The organism is Pseudomonas sp. MF08831, assembly GCF_059862645.1.
Window position 1 is genome coordinate 375309 of the sequence record NZ_JCBCUX010000002.1, and the last position, 22348, is coordinate 397656.

16 protein-coding genes are annotated in these 22348 nt (G+C 60.5%); 4 read left to right on the forward strand and 12 right to left on the reverse strand.

Going from position 1 to position 22348, the window contains the following annotated elements; all coding sequences use genetic code 11:
- Positions 1 to 64 precede the first annotated feature (64 nt).
- The 4 genes from AC19YS_RS05030 to hutC all read right to left on the reverse strand — a co-directional run bounded on the left by AC19YS_RS05030 (position 65) and on the right by hutC (position 5008).
- Positions 65 to 1522, reverse strand: a complete 1458-nt coding sequence (locus tag AC19YS_RS05030) for a purine-cytosine permease family protein (protein ID WP_124416213.1) — start codon at positions 1520 to 1522, stop codon at positions 65 to 67.
- 143 nt (positions 1523 to 1665) lie between these two features.
- On the reverse strand, positions 1666 to 3336 hold the full coding sequence (gene hutU, locus AC19YS_RS05035) for a urocanate hydratase (protein WP_119738101.1): 1671 nt from the start codon (positions 3334 to 3336) through the stop codon (positions 1666 to 1668).
- A 404-nt stretch (positions 3337 to 3740) separates the two neighbouring features.
- Positions 3741 to 4301 (reverse strand): HutD/Ves family protein, encoded by a 561-nt coding sequence (locus AC19YS_RS05040; protein ID WP_106577489.1) that lies wholly within the window; start codon positions 4299 to 4301, stop codon positions 3741 to 3743.
- Entirely contained in the window at positions 4298 to 5008 is a 711-nt protein-coding gene (gene hutC, locus AC19YS_RS05045) for a histidine utilization transcriptional repressor HutC (RefSeq protein WP_232000148.1), read from the reverse strand. Before hutC ends, AC19YS_RS05040 begins: the two co-directional genes overlap by 4 nt.
- A 147-nt stretch (positions 5009 to 5155) precedes the next feature.
- On the opposite strand from hutC, the gene AC19YS_RS05050 reads away from it, so the two are divergent.
- Entirely contained in the window at positions 5156 to 6520 is a 1365-nt protein-coding gene (locus AC19YS_RS05050; protein WP_500601100.1) for a formimidoylglutamate deiminase, read from the forward strand.
- A gap of 131 nt (positions 6521 to 6651) precedes the next feature.
- Here the strand turns inward: AC19YS_RS05050 and AC19YS_RS05055 are convergent, their stop codons facing one another.
- Both AC19YS_RS05055 and AC19YS_RS05060 read right to left on the reverse strand, forming a co-directional pair.
- Entirely contained in the window at positions 6652 to 7221 is a 570-nt protein-coding gene (locus tag AC19YS_RS05055) for a lipocalin family protein (protein ID WP_106577487.1), read from the reverse strand.
- Between the two features lie 30 nt (positions 7222 to 7251).
- Positions 7252 to 7506: a hypothetical protein gene (locus AC19YS_RS05060; RefSeq protein ID WP_017849914.1), complete on the reverse strand. Its 255-nt coding sequence runs from the start codon at positions 7504 to 7506 to the stop codon at positions 7252 to 7254.
- Here AC19YS_RS05060 and AC19YS_RS05065 point away from each other — a divergent pair.
- Entirely contained in the window at positions 7505 to 7672 is a 168-nt protein-coding gene (locus AC19YS_RS05065; protein WP_157986811.1) for a hypothetical protein, read from the forward strand. The genes AC19YS_RS05060 and AC19YS_RS05065 overlap by 2 nt on opposite strands.
- A 10-nt stretch (positions 7673 to 7682) precedes the next feature.
- Here the strand turns inward: AC19YS_RS05065 and AC19YS_RS05070 are convergent, their stop codons facing one another.
- From AC19YS_RS05070 to AC19YS_RS05085, 4 genes are all read right to left on the reverse strand, one after another.
- Entirely contained in the window at positions 7683 to 8693 is a 1011-nt protein-coding gene (locus AC19YS_RS05070; RefSeq protein WP_053253909.1) for a class 1 fructose-bisphosphatase, read from the reverse strand.
- Between the two features lie 96 nt (positions 8694 to 8789).
- Positions 8790 to 10133, reverse strand: a complete 1344-nt coding sequence (locus tag AC19YS_RS05075) for a DUF3999 domain-containing protein (RefSeq protein ID WP_179610137.1) — start codon at positions 10131 to 10133, stop codon at positions 8790 to 8792.
- Entirely contained in the window at positions 10133 to 13657 is a 3525-nt protein-coding gene (locus tag AC19YS_RS05080; protein WP_500601102.1) for a DUF2339 domain-containing protein, read from the reverse strand. The genes AC19YS_RS05075 and AC19YS_RS05080 overlap by 1 nt, the downstream gene beginning before the upstream one ends.
- Before the next feature lie 170 nt (positions 13658 to 13827).
- Entirely contained in the window at positions 13828 to 16278 is a 2451-nt protein-coding gene (locus tag AC19YS_RS05085; RefSeq protein WP_200624281.1) for a glycogen/starch/alpha-glucan phosphorylase, read from the reverse strand.
- A gap of 236 nt (positions 16279 to 16514) precedes the next feature.
- Here AC19YS_RS05085 and AC19YS_RS05090 point away from each other — a divergent pair, with 236 nt between their 5' ends.
- Complete coding sequence (locus AC19YS_RS05090; RefSeq protein ID WP_017529542.1) at positions 16515 to 16949, forward strand: YkgJ family cysteine cluster protein; 435 nt, start codon at positions 16515 to 16517, stop codon at positions 16947 to 16949.
- Between the two features lie 192 nt (positions 16950 to 17141).
- Here the strand turns inward: AC19YS_RS05090 and typA are convergent, their stop codons facing one another.
- Both typA and thiI read right to left on the reverse strand, forming a co-directional pair.
- Positions 17142 to 18962: a translational GTPase TypA gene (gene typA / locus AC19YS_RS05095; RefSeq protein ID WP_003217997.1), complete on the reverse strand. Its 1821-nt coding sequence runs from the start codon at positions 18960 to 18962 to the stop codon at positions 17142 to 17144.
- A 139-nt stretch (positions 18963 to 19101) separates the two neighbouring features.
- Positions 19102 to 20556: a tRNA uracil 4-sulfurtransferase ThiI gene (thiI, locus tag AC19YS_RS05100; RefSeq protein ID WP_106577484.1), complete on the reverse strand. Its 1455-nt coding sequence runs from the start codon at positions 20554 to 20556 to the stop codon at positions 19102 to 19104.
- A gap of 334 nt (positions 20557 to 20890) precedes the next feature.
- Between thiI and glnA the strand changes: the two genes are divergently transcribed.
- The gene (gene glnA / locus AC19YS_RS05105) at positions 20891 to 22297 is read left to right on the forward strand and encodes a glutamate--ammonia ligase (RefSeq protein ID WP_034117297.1); all 1407 of its coding nucleotides are present in this window, start codon (positions 20891 to 20893) and stop codon (positions 22295 to 22297) included.
- Positions 22298 to 22348: the final 51 nt, after the last annotated feature.

The following is a 22348-nucleotide window of genomic DNA, read 5'->3' on the forward strand; positions in this document are numbered from 1 at the left end:
TGACGCTCCCAATCTTGAAATGGATTACGGCAGTCAGTAGGCATCCTGCCCTGTCCACGTCCCATCAGGCCTGTGCAGCCAGCCCGTTTGTCGTTGGTATAGCGCCCTGCTCTACCGGCAGGATCAGTCGTTCAGGAATTGCGCTGTGCCACTTTTTCGCGGCCCAGTAATAAAGTGCTGCGGGCACCACCAGGCCGATGATCCAGGAGATATCGGTGTCGCCAAGGCTGGCAACCAATGGGCCGGTGTAGAAATGCGTGGAGATGAACGGCATCTGGATCAGCACGCCCAGCACGTAGATGCTGATGCCCATCCAGTTCCAGCGGCCGTAGCGACCATTGGGGTTGGAGAGTGCCGGGATGTCGTAACGCTCTTTGGTGATGCAGTAGAAATCCACCAGGTTGATCGCGCTCCACGGCGTGAAAAACGCCAGCAGAAACAGGATGAACGCGGAGAAATCCTTGAGGAACGAGTCCTTGCCCAGCAGCGCCAGCGCGGCGGCAATCGACACCATCAGGAAGATGTACAGCAGGCGTACCGCACTCGAAATGTGCCGGCTGCCACGAAAGCCGCTGATGATCGTCGCGATGGACATAAAGCTGCCGTAGGCATTGAGGGTGGTCACCGTGACCTTGCCGAAGGCGATGCTGAAATACAGCAGCGCCGCGACAATGCCGGTGCCGCCCAGGCCGACGATAAACGACACTTCGTGGTGGGCGAATTGCGCACCGGCCAGGGCCGCCGCGAACACACCGAACACCATCGACGCCTGCGCCCCGATCACCGAGCCCAGGCCAACCGCCCAGAAGGTTTTCGACGCCTGCGTGCTGCGTGGCAAGTAGCGGGAGTAGTCCGCCACATATGGGCCGAACGCAATCTGCCAGGACGCCGACAACGAAATCGCCAGCAGGAAACTGCTCAGCGAAAAATGCTTGTTGCCCAGCAGCGCACCGACATCGTTACCGGCGAGCAATTTGTAGAACAGGTAGATGAAGGCAACCACGCCAAGCACGCTGGCGACGCGACCAATACCGTGGATCACGCGGTAACCGAAGACGGTGAACACCATGATCAGCCCGGCGAACAGCACAATGCCGACCCAGTCTTCCACGTGCAGCAACTGCGCCACCGCCTGCCCCGCCAGCAGCGAGCCGCTGGCCGAAAAACCGATGTACATCAGGCACACCAGCACCAGCGGGATCACCGCGCCATACACGCCAAACTGCACGCGGCTGGAAATCATCTGCGGCAAGCCCAGTTGCGGGCCTTGCGCCGCATGCAGCGCCATCACGCCGCCGCCCAGCAGTTGGCCGATCAACAGACCGATCAACGACCAGAACACATCGCCGCCCAGCACCACGGCCAAGGCCCCGGTGACAATCGCAGTGATTTGCAGGTTGGCACCCAGCCACAGGGTGAACTGACTCAATAGACGACCGTGTCTTTCCGCTTCCGGGATGTAGTCGATCGAACGCCTTTCGATCAACGGGGTGGTGCTTGCACGTGCGTCATTTGCAGCCATGTGTGTTCAACCTCTGATGGATTGTTTGTACTTGCAACGCAGATCAAATGTGGGAGCGGGCTTGCTCGCGAAAGCGGTGGGTCAGCTAACGATTACGGTGACTGGCGCACCGCATTCGCGAGCAAGCCCGCTCCCACATTGAGTTACTTGATCATCGGCAGATTGAGGCCCTGTTCCTTGGCGCAGTCGATGGCGATCTGGTAACCGGCATCGGCGTGACGCATCACCCCGGTGGCCGGGTCGTTGTGCAGTACGCGAGCAATGCGCTCAGCCGCTTCGTCGGTGCCGTCGCAGACGATCACCATGCCCGAATGCTGCGAGAAGCCCATGCCCACGCCGCCGCCGTGGTGCAGCGAGACCCAGGTTGCGCCGCTGGCGGTGTTGAGCAAGGCGTTGAGCAGTGGCCAGTCGGACACGGCGTCGGAGCCGTCCTGCATGGCTTCGGTTTCGCGGTTCGGGCTGGCTACCGAGCCGGAGTCGAGGTGGTCACGGCCGATCACCACCGGCGCCGACAGCTCGCCGCTGCGCACCATTTCGTTGAACGCCAGGCCCAGCTTGGCGCGCTGGCCCAAGCCAACCCAGCAGATGCGTGCCGGCAGGCCCTGGAAGCTGATGCGCTCGCGGGCCATGTCCAGCCAGTTGTGCAGGTGGGCGTCGTCGGGGATCAGCTCTTTGACTTTGGCGTCGGTCTTGTAGATGTCTTGCGGGTCGCCGGACAGTGCAGCCCAACGGAACGGGCCGATACCACGGCAGAACAGTGGGCGGATGTAGGCCGGTACGAAACCCGGGAAGGCGAAGGCATCTTCCACGCCTTCTTCCTGGGCCATCTGGCGAATGTTGTTGCCGTAGTCGAAGGTCGGGATGCCTTGCTTCTGGAACTCGAGCATGGCTCTGACGTGCACGGCCATCGACTGCTTGGCGGCTTTGATTACGGCAGCCGGTTCGGTCTTGGCGCGGGCGCGGTATTCGTCCCAGGTCCAGCCGGCCGGCAGGTAGCCGTTGAGCGGGTCGTGGGCGCTGGTCTGGTCGGTGACCATGTCCGGGCGCACGCCGCGCTTGACCAGTTCCGGCAGGATTTCCGCCGCGTTACCCAGCAGGGCGATGGAGATGGCCTTGCCTTCCTTGGTGTATTTGGCGATGCGCGCCAGGGCGTCGTCGAGGTCGGTGGCTTGCTCGTCGACATAGCGGCTGCTCAGGCGGAAGTCGATGCTGACCTGCTGGCACTCGATGTTCAGCGAGCAGGCGCCAGCCAGGGTTGCTGCCAATGGCTGCGCGCCGCCCATGCCGCCGAGGCCGGCGGTGAGAACCCAGCGGCCGGTCAGGTCGCTGTTGTAATGCTGACGACCGGCTTCGACGAAGGTTTCGTAGGTGCCCTGGACGATGCCCTGGCTGCCGATGTAGATCCAGCTGCCGGCGGTCATCTGGCCGTACATGGCCAGGCCCTTGGCATCCAGCTCGTTGAAGTGTTCCCAGCTGGCCCAGTGCGGCACCAGGTTGGAGTTGGCGATCAGCACGCGCGGGGCGTTGCTGTGGGTCTTGAACACGCCGACCGGCTTGCCGGATTGCACCAGCAGGGTCTCGTCGTCATTCAGGTTGGTGAGGCTTTCAACGATCTGGTCGTAGCACTCCCAGTTACGCGCTGCACGGCCAATACCGCCGTAAACCACCAATTCTTTCGGGTTCTCGGCCACTTGTGGGTCGAGGTTGTTCATCAGCATGCGCAGCGGCGCTTCAGTCAGCCAGCTTTTGGCGGTGAGCTTGTTACCGCGAGCGGCACGGATTTCGACGTCACGGTACTTTGTAGGCTTGGTCACAACAGACTCCTCGGCGATCGATGCGCGAACATTGATGGTGCGAAGCAGAGTCTTACGCACACATCTTTACTTGTACATACAAGCATATGCAATCGAGCGGCCAACTTTGCGCGTGAGCTGTTGAGAATTTTTTGGAAGGCGTGTGTAAGCCTTGAAAATTAAGGCTTGGAGGTTTGGTGAAATTTCTTACAGAGGCGTTTTTCAGCGAGGGAGATTGTTCATAACAACGCGGCATTGCGCCACGCTGGGGCATTCGGTAACAAATTGGTGCGGGACCTGGAAACACATGCTGTAAGCGCCACAGAAGCAAATGTGGGAGGGGGCTTGCCCCCGATTGCGGTGTATCAGCCAGCCCATCTGGTACTGATACACGCTAATCGGGGGCAAGCCCCCTCCCACATTTTTTAACCGCGTGCGGTCAGTTCGATGACGCAGCAGCGGCCACTGACCGAGAGGTCCAACAGGCCGGTGTTACCGTCCACCTGCAGACAATCGTGATGCCCCAGCTTCTGGTCCAGCACCTTCACTTCATCCGCCACGCTGAACACCAGCACCGTCTGCGCCGTCGTGAAAAACCGCTGCACGCCATCAATCCACTGAAAGCGCGCCTGATAACGCTGCGGCGAATAAATCAGGTTGAAATCGCGGATCGGTCCGGTGATCAAGCGGCACGAAACCTCGCTTTCACCGCTGAACGCAAAGGGCTGCAGCGGCAACAAACCACGCTGCTCTTCGCCATCCACGGTCAACACCATGCCCGCGCCCTTGATCACAGTGATCACGCGCTGGTAGCCGGCGAAGGTGGAAAACCCACCCGACTCGGCGATATCGGCAATCGACAGGCGCCAGCCAAAGCCATCCAGGCCGGTGCCCGCGTCACGGGTGATTTCTTCGGTGCTGCCGCCGCCGTTTTTCCACGGCATGCGGATGTAATCGGTGGCGCGCCAGACTTTCACTGCACTCATTTACTGAAACGTCCTTCCAGGCTATGACGGGAACCGGGGTGGATCAAACGCGCGGCGGTTACCGGCTGGCGACCGGACCAGGTACGCCGGCGAATCAACAGGCACGGCTCGCTCGGCTCGATCTGCAGCAGCTTGCACTCCTCGGCATCGGCGAGGATCGCTTCAACCACGTGCTCGCCTTCGGTCAGCGGTGCAACCTGGTTGAGGTAGGCGTACGGCGTTTGCTGGGTGAAATCCTGCTGCAAGTAATCCGGCGCGACGAGGGCATTGACGAAACGGTCTTCGATTTGCACCGGAATGTCGTTTTCGAAGTGCACGATCAGCGAGTGGAACACCCGCCCGCCTTCGCGCATTTCCAGGGCGACGGCGCGCTCGGAGCCTGCGGCCTCTTCGCACAAATGGATGACCTGGCAGGTATGCCGATGACCGCGGGAGGCGATCTCATCGGCAATGTTGTGCACTTCAAACAGCGCCGACTGGCTCTTGGGCTCGGCGACGAACGTGCCGACGCCTTGCATGCGCACCAGCAACCCTTCGGCGGTGAGTTCGCGCAGGGCGCGGTTGATGGTCATGCGGCTGAAACCCAGCTGGCTGACCAGTTCGCTCTCGGACGGCACGCGGTAATGCGGCGGCCAGTTGCCGTTGAGGATCTGCTGGCTGATCATCTGTTTGACGCGGGCATACAAGGGCGCCGGACTTTCGTCCATGTGGGCAGCCAGCGAAGACTTGGCAGGCGGAGTCGGCACAGGGAATCCTTGCAGGGGGAAAAGATGCATAGATTGCCGGAGTTTACCGAGCAGGCAAACGTCTGTATATGTATATACAAATAAACACACGACCGGGGTGCCTTGATCATGTCCGCTTTCTTTGCCGAACGCGCGCTGCTGCCTAATGGATGGGCCAACGATGTACGCTTTGATGTCAGCGCCGATGGCGTACTGACCCACGTTGAGCCCAACGCCACGGCAGACGGCGCCGAGCGGCTCAGAGGCCCGGTGTTGGCGGGCATGCCGAACCTGCATTCACATGCGTTCCAGCGCGCCATGGCGGGCCTGGCCGAAGTGGCCGGCAACCCGAATGACAGCTTCTGGACCTGGCGCGATCTGATGTACCGCATGGTGGGCAAGATCAACCCGGAGCAACTCCAGATCATCGCGCGCCAGCTGTATATCGAGATGCTCAAGGCCGGTTACACCTCGGTGGCCGAATTTCACTACGTGCATCACGACGTCAGCGGCCAGCCCTATGCCGATCGCACGGAGCTGTCGCGGCAGATCAGCCAGGCAGCCGCCAGCAGCGGGATCGGCCTGACGCTGGTGCCGGTGCTTTACACCCATTCCGGGTTTGGCGGCCAAGCACCGAACGAAGGCCAGCGCCGATTTATCAACAGCACCGAAAACTACCTGGACCTGCAAGCGCGCCTCAAGCCGATCCTCGCCGCACAACCGGCGCAGCAGTTGGGCCTGTGCTTTCACTCCTTGCGCGCTGTCACGCCGCAACAAATCAATGACGTCCTGGCTGCCAGCGACAAGACGTGCCCGGTGCATATCCACATCGCCGAGCAGCAAAAAGAGGTCGATGACTGCCTGGCCTGGAGCGGCAAACGCCCGCTGCAATGGCTGTATGACAATGTCGACGTCGATGAGCGTTGGTGCCTGGTGCACGCCACTCATGCTGATGCTGATGAAGTGGCGCGCATGGCCAAGAGCCGCGCGATTGCCGGTCTGTGCCTGACCACCGAAGCCAACCTGGGCGACGGGATTTTCCCCGCAGTCGATTTCCTCGCTCAAGGCGGGCGCATGGGCATTGGTTCCGACAGCCACGTGTCGTTGAGTGTGGTGGAAGAATTACGATGGCTGGAATACGGCCAGCGCCTGCGCGATCAACGGCGCAACCGCTTATACCGCAGTGACCAACCGATGGTCGGCCGCACGCTGTTTGATGCCGCGCTGGACGGCGGTGCCCAGGCGCTGGGCCAGCCGATTGGTCGATTGGAAGTGGGGAAACGCGCGGATTGGATTGTGCTGGACGGTGATGACCCGTACCTGGCCACGGCCAGCGAAGACGGCATTCTCAACCGCTGGCTGTTCGCCGGTGGTGACCGGCAAGTGCGCGATGTGCTGGTCAACGGCAAGTGGATGGTGCGCGATGGCCGCCATGCCGGTGAAGAAGAAAGCAGCCGGGCATTCACGCACGTGCTGAGAGATTTGCTGGGCTAACCAACAATGCAAAACCAATGTGGGAGCGGGCTTGCTCGCGAATGCGGTGTATCAGTCATTACCTCTGTCGACTGACACTGCGTATTCGCGAGCAAGCCCGCTCCCACATTTTTATCGGCGCTGGTACAGGTTTACTGCGAGGTCTTCGCCATCTGCCTGTCCGACGTGCGCCAGATCAATCGCGTGGTGTCATACCCTTGCTGGCGCGCCCTGCTCAGCAGGTCTTCGCGAGTGTCGGCGTTCACCGTCGGCGTACGTGACAATATCCACATGTAACGCCGGCTTGGGCTGCCGACGATGGCGGTCTTGTAGTCGTCGCTGACATACAGCACCCAGTAATCGCCCTTGGCGACGCCCGGCAGCAGCGCCGTGAACCAGTTATTGAATTCCACCCAAAGCTTGTCGGTCTTGCCCGGCACTTGCGGCGTGGCCGTGCCCTTGGCTTCTTCCCACTTCCATTCAGGTGTCAGGCAGCGGTTGAACACCGACATGTCGCCATCGGGCAGCAACGTGTAGCGGGCTTCTGACTGCGCGCAGTTGCGCTGGAAGTACATGGGCAATCGGGCCAACTCATACCAGGTGCCCTGGTAACGCTTGAGGTTGACGTTGCTTGCTGTCTTGGGTTGCAGATCATCGCCAGAATGGCTGGCGCAGCCTGCCAAAAACAGGCTGGCACAAAGGCACAAAACAAAACGCATCATTCTTCTTCTCCCGCAGGCTCGCGCCCCGGTTTACTTCAGGCCTTGCCCGGAAAACATCAAAACTTTGTCACCGGCATATTGAACGCTGATAAAGCTGTTTTTATCGCCCCAGGTGCAACTGGACATGCCCAGTGCGCCAGAACAATCGGTTGGCTTGCCCAGCAGCGACTCCACCTCAGCCTTGGCCATGCCAGCCGACAACTTCGCGTAGTTTTCTTGGTTGACCTTGCTGCAAGCGGCCAATAGCACGCAAAAAGCCAGCAGGGCGAGACGGCGTAACGACATGGAAAAACTCCTGGAGGGACGAAGCAGCTTGGGTATCTGCCAGAAGCTTAGAAGGGAAAAGAGGTGTCTGGTTCCCGATGAGCAAAAACAAAAAAGCCCCGAAAACGCTGAAACGTTTCGGGGCTTTTTCAAGAGTGAACAGCCTCACAACATCGCGGATAAGTGATCGCCGCGTCTTACTTCTTGTGGTAACCGGTCACACGCTCAACTTCTTCTTTGGAACCCAGGAATACCGCCACGCGCTGGTGCAGGCCTTCGGGCTGGATGTCGAGGATGCGCTGGTGGCCGTCGGTGGACGCGCCGCCCGCTTGCTCAACCAGGAAGGACATCGGGTTGGCTTCGTACATCAAACGCAGCTTGCCCGGCTTGGACGGCTCGCGGCTGTCACGCGGGTACATGAACAAGCCACCACGGGTCAGGATACGGTGCACGTCAGCCACCATCGCGGCGACCCAGCGCATGTTGAAGTTCTTCTTCAACGGGCCTTCCTCACCTGCCATCAACTCGCCGACGTAGCGAGTCACCGGCTCTTCCCAGTGACGCTGGTTGGACATGTTGATCGCGAATTCCTGGGTAGAAGCAGGAATAGTGATGTCTTCGTGGGTCAGCACGAAGCTGCCCATTTCGCGGTCCAGGGTGAAGCCTTTGACGCCATCGCCCAGGGTCAGCACCAGCATGGTCTGTGGGCCGTAGATCGCGTAGCCGGCAGCCACTTGCTCGGTGCCTGGCTGCAGGAAGGCCTTTTCGTTCAGCGCTTCGTTCTGGCTCAGGTATTCGTTCGGGCAACGCAGTACCGAGAAGATGGTGCCGACCGGAGCGTTGATGTCGATGTTGGACGAACCGTCCAGTGGGTCGAACACCAGCAGGTAGGCGCCTTTCGGGTATTTGCCCGGGATCTGGTAGGCATTGTCCATTTCTTCGGACGCCATGCCGGCCAGGTGACCGCCCCATTCGTTGGCTTCGAGCAGGATCTCGTTGGAAATCACGTCGAGCTTCTTCTGCACTTCGCCTTGGACGTTTTCAGTGCCCATGCTGCCCAGAACACCACCCAGTGCGCCTTTGGACACGGCGTGGCTGATTTCCTTGCAAGCACGCGCCACCACTTCGATAAGGAAGCGCAGATCGGCAGGCGTGTTGTTGCTGCGGGTCTGCTCGATCAAATAGCGACTCAGGGTAACGCGGGACATGTAAGGCTCCGGAGAATGGGGGGCTTAAAAACCCGCGCAGTTTAACGCGAGTCGAGGGTTATTTCCTCTAATCAGAGGATTTAACGCCAATAGAGTTCACGGTTTGGCCGCAGGCGCACGCAACAAACTGTAGGCCATCGCCCCCAGCGCCGCCACACCCAACAGGAGCACGGCCCACAGGCCGAGTTTCTTCCAATCGGTGCCCACTTCGGGCGATGCGGCAACGGTGGCGCTTTTAACCACAGCGTCACCGGTGACCCTGGCCTGGCCCAGCGTCTTGAGACGCTCGGCGCTGTAGTCGGGAATCAAAGTCGACAAGGGCAGGTTCGCCGCCTTGACCCCGCCATTGCCCAACGCCAGGGTAAACGGCGGCTCACCCCGCGCCAGAAACACCAACTGCGTGGCGCGCACGGCAAAACGCAGGGCTGGCGCCTCAACGCCCAGGCCACCGCCGCGCTCATCCACCTGCAATTTAAGCTCGCCGACGGCCACTCCCGGCAGTTGCAACTCATCCTGCACCACATCCTGGCCATTCTGGGTCAAGCGGTACAACACACCAGTGCTCAGCGGCTGCCAGGCTTGATTGGCATCACGGCGCCCCGCCAAGGTGACCGGCGCCAGCGTGTTCGGCTGCTTCAGCTCGATGCGCAAACGCTCGACATGCAGCCCCGTCGGCAACTGCCAGCTGTACTCGCCCGCCTTGAGCCGCGCGCCCGACAAGGGCTGCGACCACACCAACGGCATCGGCAGGCTACTGCTGGTGGCGCTCACCAGCTTGGCCGAGGTCAGCGTCGGCGCGACCTGGCCCTGCCACAGCAGGCGCAGGTAGCGCGCCGATTGCCCCGGCAAACTCACCTCATGTTGCTCGACACGCTCGTCGGCAAACGACAGACGTGCCACCTGGCCATCGCCCCACGACGCCCAGTGCTGCAAGTCGTCGCTGGCCTCAATGCTGAAACGCTGGAAGCCGTCCTGTTCGCGGCTCCAGTCCAGGCTCAGTTGCTGCAACGGCGCCTTGATCGCACTGGCGTCCAGCACCCAACCGCGCAGCACTTGCTTGCCCGCCCTGGACGGGCGCACTTCGAGCAACGTGCCTTCGGCCGTGGATTTCATCACCACATCCGGCACGCTTTCGCGCGTGTCGGCGGCGTACAGCGGGAACCACTTCACGTCGGTCACAGTACGGCTTTCGGTGCGTTGCGCAGATTGGCGTGACAGCGCATAGGCCTGAGGTTCACCGGCGGCGTTAAACACGCGCACATCGCCGAGATCCGCCTGGCGCGCGCTCAGTTGTACAGACAGCGGCAACTCCAGGCGATACCAAGGGCCGTTGCCACTCACCGCCAGCGGCACTTGCGTGGTGAAGTCGGCAGGCGTTTCCTGCGCCCACACCGACGACGTCATACACACGCCCACCGCGATCACGCTCAACTTACCGATCAAGAGGATGCTCCTTCAGTTTCCAACACAGGTTCGGCACGCTTGGGCGGCAGCGGCGCAAAGTAACCCACCACCAGCAGCAACCCACCCACGCCGATAAACGACACGATCCGCGCCAGCCCGCCGCGGTTGCTCAGCTCGACGAAGAACAGCTTGGCGACCACCACCGCAATCAGCGCCGCACCGATCAACCACACTTCGCGACGATGGCGCAGATGGCCGCCGATCATCAGCCCGAGGGCGATGAGGGTCCAGACAATCGACAGGCCGGCCTGAACCAGCATCGACTCCAGCAACGCCTCCGGATGGAACGGCACGCCTGCCCAATGGTGGGCAGCGCGCATCACCAGGGCCGTGAAAAAGGCAAACAGCGAAACACCCGCAACACCTTGGGCGACCAGCTCGGCGCGTGGACCGCGCTGCGGCGCGATGCTGCGCGACCACAGGTAAATACCCAGCAACGCGAACAACAGGCCCAGGTCCAGGGGGCTGAGCAGCGGCACATATGGCAGCGGTTTGGCCGTGCCATCGCTGAAGATATTGGCCAACCAGAACCAGCCGAGCATCAACACCGCCAGCGGCAGCGCGGCGAGCACACGGTATTCACGCGGATACGCGGACACCGGCCATGGCCAGCGGCGTGGCGCAGCCGCCAACACCAGGTACAGACTTGGCAGGATCGCCCAACCCAGCCAGCGCCAGGCGTTGTACTCGCTCGACAGCAGCAACAGGCCGTAACGCAGCTCCAGCGCCAGCACGCCGATCAGCATCCAGCAGCCGAGTACGTGAGCGATGCTCAGCACGTTGCTCGGCACGTTGCTCGGCACAACCGCCGCCAAACGCCGTAGCGAAATGAAATGCACCACAAACACTGCCAACCATGCCAGCCAGCCGTACTGCGCCGCCGGGTGGTAATAATCATCGGCTGAGCCCAGCAACACCACGCCCGCCGCCGGCATCAGCAACGCGCATAACATGCCCAGCGACGCCCAGCGCAAACGTTCGGCCAGCAGTGCCCAGATCGCCACGCTCACCGCTGCGATGCCGAGCAAATATGCGCCTTGCAGCGGCTGCGCGATAAACCGCAACACTTCACCGATCAGCGCCAGCGTCCACCAGGCCGCGCCCCACACCAGCAGCAGGTCAGACAGGCGTTGCAGTTTCAACACGGCAAACACCGGCGCATGCGGCTCACGCTGCAAGCGCCAGGCGCCGACCAAGGCAGCCAGGCCCAACACCATTGGCGTCCAGAAACCGCTGTGCGCCAAGGGGCGCAAGCCTTCGCTGCTCAACGGCCCGAGCAGCTGCGGCACCGCCATCAGGAACGAGGCGCCGCCGATCAGTTGCAGCAGTAACCCAAACACGAAGCTCACACGCTGTTGCAGGTACAGGCTCAGCCAGATGATTAGCAAACCACTGGCCGCCCACACGCCGCTGGCGCTTTGCCACGGCAGTACAAACAGTACCGCGAGGTTGATCAGTACCAGACCGGCGAGCAGCACCACTGACAGACCGCGCAGCAGGCCGACGTCGCTGCGCACCTTGTCGTCGCGCACGGCCAGCAGCATGCCGCCAACCAACGCCAAACCGATCAGCGAGGCGGTCAACAAACCGCTCCAGCCCGCACTGAATACCGCCGTCCCGTCGCCGCCCTGCAGGCGCAGGAGGAACAACGCCCCGCCGAGCAACTGCACGCCAAACGCAGTGAACAAGAAGGTGCGCGAGCCGATGCGCAGGCCGACAAACAACGTCACAAGACCCGCGATTGCCCAACTGATGGCGGTGCCTTGGGTCAGCAGCAGCAACGGTGCAAGCAGGTACAAAAAGCTCAGGCCCAGGCTCGCCAGCACGGGCAGGCCTTTGCGCTCCCAGTCCGCCGCCTGCTCGGACGACGCCCTGCGCAACTGATCGAAGCTGAACAACAGCGCAGCCACCAGCAACAGCGCGCCCAGCGGTGCACCATCAAGCAAGGTCAGTTCGCCTACGCGCAGTTCGCTGAGGAAGGTCAGCGCCGAACCCAATTGCAACAACAGGCCAAATGCACGTGCCAGCGGCCGCTGCTGACGCAAGCCGAGCCAGAAGATCCCGGCGCCCTCCACCGCCCAGGCCGCGGCCGTCCAGCGTGCGTCGAGGCCCAGCGGAATCGCCAAACTGGCAAAGATCACGCCCAACGCCAGGCATGTTTCCGCCAGCAACAAAGCCCGCCCGCCACGCAGCCCTTGCGCCAGCCCCATGTACAGGATGCCAAGGCCCAGCGCACTGAATGCGGCGGCAAATTCCAGGTGCTGCACCAGCGCGAACTGCAAACCAAAGCCCACCAACGGCGGGCCGAACAGCATGCTGCCGTCGACATAATCACCCTTGGCCGCCGACCAGCGCAGCAGCGCACCCCGACTGTCGTCTTCCGGTACGTCGCTCATCTCAAGCAAGGTGCGCCGGGCGAACAACAGGCCGATGGCCAGGTACATCAGGAAAAACACGATCAGGAACGGCTCGGTGCTCCACAGCAGTTCCGGCGTGTAGGAACGCATGCCCCAAGCGAAACCAATGCCGAAGGTGCCGACAAAACCGATCAGGTTAAGCAAGCGCCAGGCCTTGAGCCAGGCGATGGCGAGGATGCCGGCGTTCAGCAATGCGAAGTAGCTGAACAACGCCACGTGATTACCGGCGCCGGTTGACGTGAGAATCGGTGCGGCAAAACCACCCAACGCCGCCGCGCAAGCCAGGCCGAGGGCATCCTGGGTGATCGCAAGGATCGCCGAGAACACCGTGACCGCCACCAGCAGGCCCAGCGCGGCGCCCGGATCGATCAACGGGTGCAAGCGCATCGCGGCGAACACCGTCAGGTACAACACGGCAATGCCGGTGCCTTGCAGCATCAGGCCGTAATTGCTGTTACGCAGCCGCAACCACCAACCCAAGCCCAACAGGCCGATGGCGGCAGCGGCAACCCCGGCGTAACGCAACTCGATCGGCACCACCACGCCTTCGGTGGCATAGCGCAGCAAAAAGGCCAGGCCCAGGAACAACAGCACCACGCCGACGCGCAGCACGGTGTTACCGCCAAACAGCCAATTGCGTGCGCCACTGATGGCGCGCTCGATCAGGTTGGGGCCGCGGGGCGCGGCAGGCGCTTTGGGAGTTGGCGCTGCGACCCAGGCGTCATCGGGCAGCGGCTGACTGGCTTGGGCGGCCACAGCCACGGGCGCAAGTTCGGCGGGTAGCTCCCAGACAAGTTCGGGCTTTGCAACGACAGGAGGGGGTTCAGGCACGGAGGGTTCGACAATCACGCTGTTCGTCGGCGCGGGCACCTCCAGTTGCCGCAGGCGCTCACCCAGCGCAATCAGCGCCTTCTGCGTGGTTTCCAACTGACGAGCCTGCTGGTCCGCCTGCGCCGACAGCTTCGCCAGACGAATGGCCTGGCCAATGCCCAAGCCCAGCAGCGCACCGATACCCGCATCACTGAACGACTCATCGAGTGTCCAGCCGAGCACCAGGCCAATCAGCATGAAAATCCATTGCATGGTCGATATCCCTAAGCAGCCCGAGGCGGGCAAACCGGAGCCTAGTATATCGACGCGGGGCCAATGTGGGAGGGGGCTTGCCCCCGATAGCGGTGTGCCAGTCGACATATCTGCAAACTGGCAATCCGCTGTCGGGGGCAAGCCCCCTCTCACATTTAGTATTGCGGTGATTAGTCGAGCGCTTTCCAGATTTCGGTCGCGTACTCCCTGATGGTGCGGTCCGAGGAGAACCAGCCCATGCGCGCCGTGTTCAGCACCGCCGAGCGCCACCACGCCTTGGAGTCATGCCAATGCGCCTCGACCCGCGCCTGAGCGTCCCAGTAGGAGTCGAAGTCGGCACACACCAGGAAGCGGTCGTAGTCGATCAGCCCGTCGATCAGGCCCACATAGCGGCCGGGATCATCCGGCGAGAACACCCCGCCCCGAATCGCTTGCAACACGTCGTTGAGACGATGGGAGGCAGCAATTTCCGGCCCGGCGTTGAATTCGCCAGCGTGCTTGCGGGCTTCAACCTGCTGAGCACTGAGGCCAAAAATGAACATGTGATCGGCGCCCACGTGCTCGTGCATTTCCACGTTGGCGCCGTCCATGGTGCCGATGGTCAGCGCGCCGTTGAGGCCGAACTTCATGTTGCTGGTGCCCGAGGCTTCAAAGCCGGCCGTGGAGATCTGCTCCGACAAATCCGCTGCCGGAATAATGCTTTCCGCCAGGCTGACGTTGTAGTTGGGCAGGAACACCACCTTGAGCAAACCGCGCACGGTCGGGTCGTTGTTCACGGTGCGGGCGATGTCGTTGGTCAACTTGATGATCAACTTGGCCTGGTGATAACTCGCTGCTGCCTTGCCGGCGAAGATCTTCACCCGTGGCACCCAGTCGGTGCCAGGCTCGGCGCGGATCGCCTGGTACAACGCCACGGTGTGCAGCAGGTTGAGCAGTTGGCGTTTGTACTCGTGGATGCGCTTGACCTGCACGTCGAACATCGCCGCCGGGTTGACTGAAATACCCAGGCGCTCGTGGATGATCTCGGCCAGTGCACGTTTGCTGTGCAGGCGCTGGTCGGCGAAGGCTTTGCGGAAGGATTGCTTCTCGGCGAAGGTTTCCAGCTCCGTCAGGCGGGTTTCCATGGTGTCGAGAATATCCGGGCCCAGCGCCTCCACCAGCATCTCGGTGAGCTTGGGGTTGGCCTGGTACAGCCAGCGGCGGAAGGTGATGCCGTTGGTTTTGTTGTTGATGCGCTCCGGGTACAGCTTGTGCAGCTCGGAGAACACCGTGCTGCGCATCAGTTGGGTATGCAGGCCAGACACGCCGTTGACGCTATGCGAGCCGAGGAACGCCAGGTTACCCATGCGCACGCGGCGGCCGTTGTCTTCTTCGATCAGCGACACGGCGCGCAGCACGTCGAAGTCGTGAATGCCTTTGGCCCGCAGCGAGTCGATGTGCTGGGCGTTGATCAGGTAGATGATTTGCATGTGCCGCGGGAGCATGCGCTCCATCAAGCCTACAGGCCAGGTCTCCAGGGCTTCGGGCAGCAGGGTGTGGTTGGTGTAGGAAAGGGTTTCAACCGTCACGTCCCACGCCGCTTCCCACGGAATGTCATGCAGGTCGACCAGTTGGCGCATCAGCTCGGCGACGGCAATCGAGGGGTGAGTGTCGTTGAGCTGAATGGCGGCGTGCTCGCCCAGGCTCAATACCGAGCCGTGCATGTTTTTGTGGCGGCGCAGCAGATCCTGCAGCGAGGCAGAGACGAAGAAGTATTCTTGGCGCAGGCGCAGTTCCTGCCCTGCTTCGGTGCTGTCGGCCGGGTAGAGCACGCGGGAGATGCTTTCGGCGCGGGCGACTTCAGCGACGGCGCCCAGGTGGTCACCGGCGTTGAAACGCTCCAGGTGCAAGTCTTCCACGGCCCGTGCACGCCACAGGCGCAGGGTGTTGACGCTGGCGCCGCGCCAGCCGACGACGGGGGTGTCATAAGCCACCGCGCGCACGGTTTCATTCGGCGACCACACCTGGATCATCTTGCCGGAAGCGTCCGCCAGGGTTTCGACGCTGCCGCCAAAACCGATGGGGTAAATCACCTCGGCCCGTTCGAATTCCCACGGGTTGCCAAAGTCCAGCCAACGCTCAGTCTGTTCCTGTTGCCAGCCATCGACGATCGCCTGGCGGAACAAACCGTGCTCGTAACGAATGCCATAACCGTGGCCGGCAATGCCCAAGGTCGACATGCTTTCCATAAAGCATGCGGCCAGGCGGCCCAGGCCACCGTTGCCAAGCGCCGCGTCGGGCTCCAGCAGGCGGATGCGCTCCAGGTCCACACCGAGTTCGGACAGCGCTTCGCGCGCGATCTCCAGCACGCCGAGGTTGCTCAGGCTGTCGTAGAGCAAACGGCCGATAAGAAATTCCAGCGAAAGGTAATAAACCCGCTTCTGGCCTTTGCGGTAAATACGCCGCGTGTGGTCCATCCAGTGATCGACCATCTGGTCGCGGGCGGCCAGCGCAATGGCTTCGAACCAGTCGTGGTCGAAAGCGTGGTCGGGGTCCTTGCCCACCGCGTAGGTGAGTTTGGTCAAGACAGCATCGCGGAATGCGGCTACCTCTGCTTCTCGTGCAAGCGGTTCCTGAGACATCGGTGCGACCTCGGGCGAGATTGAAGGAGTTGCTAGAGCCTAGTCGGTCTGACAGACGGTAGACGCTCTGGTTCGGCAGTTTTTTAACTCATTCACCGTTGCGCAAAATTGATGCAGGGGTCGTGCCCAATCGGTGCGTGAGTAGCCTTCGGGCTGAAAACCGCAAAATATTGTTCAAAAAACCATCAATCCCGGTATGATCGCGCGCCCGGATATAGCCCCACCTTGGAACCCTGATGAAGCCTCAACTGATCGCCGCTGCGGAACTCGACCGTCTCGAGACCTGGCAGAAATATTCCGCCCACATGTGCGGTGGCTGCGTGTCCAGCTGCTGCACGCTGCCGGTTGAGGTGAAGATCAAGGACCTGATCCGCATTGGCATCGTCGATGAGTTCGAGCGCGGCGACCCGCCCAAGAACATCGCCAAGCGCTTGCAGAAAGAAGGCATCGTCGAGCGCTTCAATTCCAAATCCGAGATTTTTACCCTGCAGCGCATGAGCAATAACGATTGCCTGTACCTGGATCGTAAGACGCGCTTCTGCACTATTTATGACAAGCGCCCGGATACGTGCCGCAACCACCCGAAAATCGGGCCGCGGCCGGGGTATTGCGCGTACAAGCCCAAGGAAGTGGTGCGCGAGACGAAGTTCAAGACGCTCGATAAGTTCTGATTCGATTTTTGTGGGGCTGTTGAGGGCCCTATCGGAGGCAAGCCCCCTCCCACCTTTGATCTGTGAGCACATTCAAGTGTGGGAGGGGGCTCGCCCCCGATGAGGCCGGTATATTCACCACAAATTCTGCAGGCACAAAAAAACGCCCCCGGCCTTTCGACCGGGGGCGTTTTTCATTCAGCCTGAGTTAACTCAGTTCTTGGCTTTCTTGGCAGCGCGGGTACGCTCGCCTTCGTCCAGGATCTTCTTACGCAGGCGGATCGACTTAGGCGTGACTTCGCACAGCTCGTCGTCCTGGATGAATTCCAGGGCCTGTTCCAGGGTGAAGCGAACAGGTGGAACCAGAGCGATGGTTTCGTCTTTACCCGAAGCACGCATGTTGTCGAGCTTCTTGCCTTTGGTTGGGTTGACGCCCATGTCGTTGTCACGGCTGTTCAGACCAACGATCTGACCGTTGTAGATCTCTTGACCGTGTTCCACGAACAGCTTGCCACGCGCCTGCAGAGTTTCCAGGGAGTAGGTCAGTGCCTTACCGGTTTCTACCGATACCAGAACACCGTTCTGACGGCCGGACATGTCGCCGGACTTCATGGTGTCGTAGCGATCGAAGATCGAGGTCAGGATGCCAGCACCGTTGGTCAGGGTCAGGAACTGGTTACGGAAACCGATCAGACCACGAGCAGGGATGTTGTATTCCAGACGCACACGGCCTTTGCCATCCGGCACCATGTTGGTCAGGTCGCCCTTACGCAGGCCCATCTCTTCCATGACCTTGCCCTGGGATTCTTCAGGGGTGTCGATGGTGACGTTTTCAAACGGTTCCTGCTTCACGCCGTCAACCTGACGGATGATCACTTCTGGACGACCAACGCCCATTTCGAAGCCTTCGCGACGCATGGTTTCGATCAGTACCGAGAGGTGCAGCTCACCACGGCCGGAAACCTTGAACTTGTCAGCCGAGTCGCCTTCTTCAACGCGCAGAGCAACGTTGTACAGCAGCTCTTTGTCCAGACGTTCCTTGATGTTACGGGAAGTCACGAACTTGCCTTCTTTACCGCAGAAAGGCGAGTCGTTTACCTGGAAGGTCATGGAAACGGTTGGCTCGTCAACGGTCAGAGGCTTCATCGCCTCGACGTTGTCCGGCTGGCACAGGGTGTCGGAGATGAACAGCGAGTCCATACCGCTCACGCACACGATGTCACCGGCAAACGCTTCTTCAACGTCGATACGGTGCAGACCGTGGTGACCCATCAGCTTCAGGATACGGCCGTTGCGTTTCTTGCCGTCGGCGCCGATGGCGACAACCGGGGTGTTCGGCTTGACGCTACCACGAGCGATACGGCCAACACCGATAACACCCAGGAAGCTGTTGTAGTCCAGTGCCGAGATTTGCATCTGGAACGGACCTTCACGGTCAACTTTTGGCGCCGGTACGTTGTCGACGATCGACTGGTACAGCGGGGTCATGTCTTCAGCCATGTCGGTGTGTTCCAGACCGGCAATGCCGTTCAGGGCCGAGGCGTAGACGACTTTGAAGTCCAGCTGTTCTTCGGTAGCACCCAGGTTGTCGAACAGGTCGAAGATCTGGTCCAGAACCCAGTCCGGACGCGCGCCTGGACGGTCAACCTTGTTGATGCACACGATCGGACGCAGGCCGGCTTCGAACGCCTTCTTGGTCACGAAACGGGTTTGCGGCATAGGGCCGTCTTGAGCGTCAACCAGCAGCAGAACGGAGTCAACCATCGACATTACACGTTCAACTTCGCCGCCGAAGTCGGCGTGGCCCGGGGTGTCCACGATGTTGATGTGGTAGCCGTTCCAGTTGATAGCGGTGTTTTTAGCCAGGATGGTAATACCGCGCTCTTTTTCCTGGTCGTTGGAGTCCATCACGCGCTCGTCGTTGAGCTCGTTGCGCTCCAGGGTGCCGGATTGACGCAGGAGTTTGTCTACCAGGGTGGTTTTACCATGGTCAACGTGAGCAATGATGGCGATGTTACGTAGATTTTCGATCACTTGTGTATCTCGATCAGAGGATTCGGTGTGCTGACAGGTCGTGGCAGCGATTAACAGTAGAGTCAGGCCTTGCCGTTACAGCTTGACGGCAGAGTCGGGGGGCCGGTGACGCAGGCCACAGGCAAACAGCCCCGGGCTCTTAGCTCGGTCGATAAACGCGCACATTGGCATGCCCCTCACTGAGCAAATGGTGGGCATGCAGGCGACTCATCACGCCTTTGTCGCAATACAGCAGGTACTGACGGCTGTTATCCAGTTCCTTGAAACGCGCGTTCAATGCGTAGAACGGCAGCGTTTGCACGTCGATGCCAGCGATTTCCAGCGGTTCATCTTCGGCGGCATCCGGGTGACGGATATCGACGACAATCTGGCCGGCCAGGACTTCGCTGACTTCTTCGATTTGCACATCCTGGCCCAGTTCGTCGATTACGCGATCGATCGGGACCATTTTGGCGTTCTCGAGCGCACGCTCCAGAATCGCCATGTCGAACTGTTGTTCTTCGTACTCCACGCGGTTGCGCTTGGCGTGGGTCTTGGGGTTCACCGAGATGACCCCGCAATATTCAGGCATGTGTTTGGCAAACGCCGCCGTGCCGATTTCTTCGGCCTGGTCGATGATGTCCTGCTTGTGACTGGCAATCAGCGGGCGCAGCACCAGCTTCTCGGTCACGCAGTCGATCAGCGACAGGTTCGGCAGCGTCTGGCTGGAGACCTGGGAAATCGCTTCACCGGTCACCAGCGCGTCGATCTGCAACTGATCGGCAATCCGCGACGCAGCGCGCAACATCATACGCTTCAATACTACGCCCATATGACTGTTATCGACTTTGCCGAGAATTTCGCCCAGCACTTCCTCAAACGGCACGCTTACGAATAGCACGCGCTGGGAGCTGCCGTACTTCTTCCAGATAAAGTGCGCGACTTCCATCACGCCCAATTCGTGTGCACGCCCGCCCAGATTAAAGAAGCAGAAGTGGCTCATCAGGCCGCGGCGCATGATCTGGTAGGCCGCCACCGTGGAATCGAAACCGCCGGACATCAATACCAGGGTCTGTTCCAGGGCACCCAGCGGGTAGCCGCCGATGCTGTTGTGCTGGCTGTGGATCACAAACAACCGTTGGTCGCGAATTTCCATGCGCACTTCAATTTGCGGCGCTTTCAGGGAAATTCCGGCAGCACCGCACTCGCGACGCAGCTTGCTGCCGACGTATTTCTCGACGTCCATGGAGCTGAAGGTGTGCTTGCCGGCGCGCTTGCAGCGCACCGAAAAAATCTTGCCCTCAAGCTCGCTACCGTAGTGCTGCTTGCACTTTTCGGTGATGTCGTCGAAGTCGCCCAGCGGGTACTCATCCACCTGCAGGAAATGCGCGATGCCCGGCATGCAGCTCAGGCGCTCAGTCATGTCCTTCAAGGCTTTGGCGTCGGTGACACGGGTTTCCAGCTCGAGGTTGTCCCACACGCCGTTCACCACCACAGCCGGGTCCAGGTCACGGAGCACGGCACGGATGTTCTTGGCCAACTGACGGATGAAACGCGTCCGTACCGGTCGGCTTTTGATGGTGATCTCGGGGAACACTTTAACGATTAATTTCATGGAAACAGCGCGCGCCGGGCCTGCTGAAAAAGGGGGGCGCGGATTATAGCGGAAATCGCTCAAGGTTTAACCAGTTAATATGCATCAGACACAGCGCGCACCAAAACGGGTCATTTGCGCAAATTAACGCTACATTGCAGTGCGTTAATTATTCCGCTTCAGCGGATTGCACCTTTATAGGGGCCATTTTGAGGCAAAAAGGCCATGTTGGCGCACTGGCATGCAATTTGCTCTCTTGTGAGGCAGGTTGCCTTGGTCGAGTATTCGCGCCGGCATCACCCACATTCTAAGGGCTAACTCCACTACCCCAGCCCGAAGCCACCCGGAGGACACCATGTCGAAGTCGGTTCAACTCATCAAAGATCATGACGTTAAATGGATTGATCTGCGCTTCACGGACACTAAAGGTACTCAGCACCACGTGACCATGCCGGCTCGCGACGCGCTGGATGATGCTTTCTTCGAAGAAGGCAAAATGTTCGACGGTTCCTCCATTGCTGGCTGGAAAGGCATCGAAGCCTCCGACATGATCCTGATGCCGGACGACAGCACTGCCGTTCTCGACCCGTTCACCGAAGACCCAACCCTGATCATCGTCTGCGACGTGATCGAGCCTTCGACCATGCAAGGCTACGACCGCGACCCACGTGCGATCGCCAAGCGTGCCGAGGAATACCTGAAGTCGACCGGTATCGGCGACACCGTATTCGTAGGCCCAGAGCCAGAATTCTTCATCTTTGATTCGGTCAAGTTCAAGTCCGACATCTCCGGCTCCATGTTCAAGATCTTCTCCGAACAAGGTTCGTGGATGTCCGATCAGGACATCGAAGGCGGCAACAAAGGCCACCGTCCAGGTATCAAAGGTGGCTACTTCCCAGTTCCGCCGTTCGACCACGACCACGAAATCCGTACCTCCATGTGCAACGCCATGGAAGAAATGGGCCTGGTCATCGAAGTTCACCACCACGAAGTGGCGACTGCCGGCCAGAACGAAATCGGCGTGAAGTTCAACACCCTGGTTGCCAAGGCTGACGAAGTTCAGACCCTCAAGTACTGCGTACACAACGTGGCTGATGCCTACGGCCGTACCGCTACTTTCATGCCTAAGCCGCTGTACGGCGATAACGGTTCGGGTATGCACGTTCACCTGTCCATCGCTAAAGAAGGCAAGAACACCTTCGCTGGCGAAGGTTATGCCGGCCTGTCCGACACTGCCCTGTACTTCATCGGCGGCATCATCAAGCACGGTAAGGCCCTGAACGGTTTCACCAACCCGTCGACCAACTCCTACAAGCGTCTGGTCCCAGGTTTCGAAGCACCGGTAATGCTGGCTTACTCGGCACGTAACCGTTCCGCCTCGATCCGTATTCCTTACGTGTCCAGCCCTCGCGCTCGCCGTATCGAAGCGCGCTTCCCGGATCCGGCAGCCAACCCGTACCTGGCCTTCGCTGCCCTGGTAATGGCCGGCCTGGACGGTATCCAGAACAAGATCCACCCTGGCGACGCCGCCGACAAAAACTTGTACGACCTGCCGCCTGAAGAGGCCAAAGAGATCCCACAAGTGTGCGGCAGCCTGAAAGAAGCCCTGGAAGAGCTGGACAAGGGCCGTGCGTTCCTGACCAAAGGCGGCGTATTCAGCGACGACTTCATCGATGCCTACATCGAGCTGAAAAGCGAAGAAGAAATCAAAGTACGCACCTTCGTACACCCACTGGAATACGAGCTGTACTACAGCTGCTGATCCGGTAGCGCCGCTTAAAGCGGCGTGACAAAAAGGCCTCCTTCGGGAGGC

Excerpts from the sequence above, each read along its gene's own strand:
- AC19YS_RS05030 (WP_124416213.1), bottom strand. The coding sequence starts at position 1,522 with ATGGCTGCAAATGACGCACGTGCAAGCACCACCCCGTTGATCGAAAGG.
- AC19YS_RS05070 (WP_053253909.1), bottom strand. The coding sequence starts at position 8,693 with ATGTCCCGCGTTACCCTGAGTCGCTATTTGATCGAGCAGACCCGCAGC.
- AC19YS_RS05080 (WP_500601102.1), bottom strand. The coding sequence starts at position 13,657 with ATGCAATGGATTTTCATGCTGATTGGCCTGGTGCTCGGCTGGACACTC.
- hutC (WP_232000148.1), bottom strand. The coding sequence starts at position 5,008 with ATGGACGAAAGTCCGGCGCCCTTGTATGCCCGCGTCAAACAGATGATC.
- AC19YS_RS05040 (WP_106577489.1), bottom strand. The coding sequence starts at position 4,301 with ATGAGTGCAGTGAAAGTCTGGCGCGCCACCGATTACATCCGCATGCCG.
- AC19YS_RS05065 (WP_157986811.1), top strand. The coding sequence starts at position 7,505 with ATGGAAAAACTCCTGGAGGGACGAAGCAGCTTGGGTATCTGCCAGAAG.
- AC19YS_RS05050 (WP_500601100.1), top strand. The coding sequence starts at position 5,156 with ATGTCCGCTTTCTTTGCCGAACGCGCGCTGCTGCCTAATGGATGGGCC.
- AC19YS_RS05090 (WP_017529542.1), top strand. The coding sequence starts at position 16,515 with ATGAAGCCTCAACTGATCGCCGCTGCGGAACTCGACCGTCTCGAGACC.
- AC19YS_RS05085 (WP_200624281.1), bottom strand. The coding sequence starts at position 16,278 with ATGTCTCAGGAACCGCTTGCACGAGAAGCAGAGGTAGCCGCATTCCGC.
- glnA (WP_034117297.1), top strand. The coding sequence starts at position 20,891 with ATGTCGAAGTCGGTTCAACTCATCAAAGATCATGACGTTAAATGGATT.
- AC19YS_RS05055 (WP_106577487.1), bottom strand. The coding sequence starts at position 7,221 with ATGATGCGTTTTGTTTTGTGCCTTTGTGCCAGCCTGTTTTTGGCAGGC.
- thiI (WP_106577484.1), bottom strand. The coding sequence starts at position 20,556 with ATGAAATTAATCGTTAAAGTGTTCCCCGAGATCACCATCAAAAGCCGA.
- AC19YS_RS05060 (WP_017849914.1), bottom strand. The coding sequence starts at position 7,506 with ATGTCGTTACGCCGTCTCGCCCTGCTGGCTTTTTGCGTGCTATTGGCC.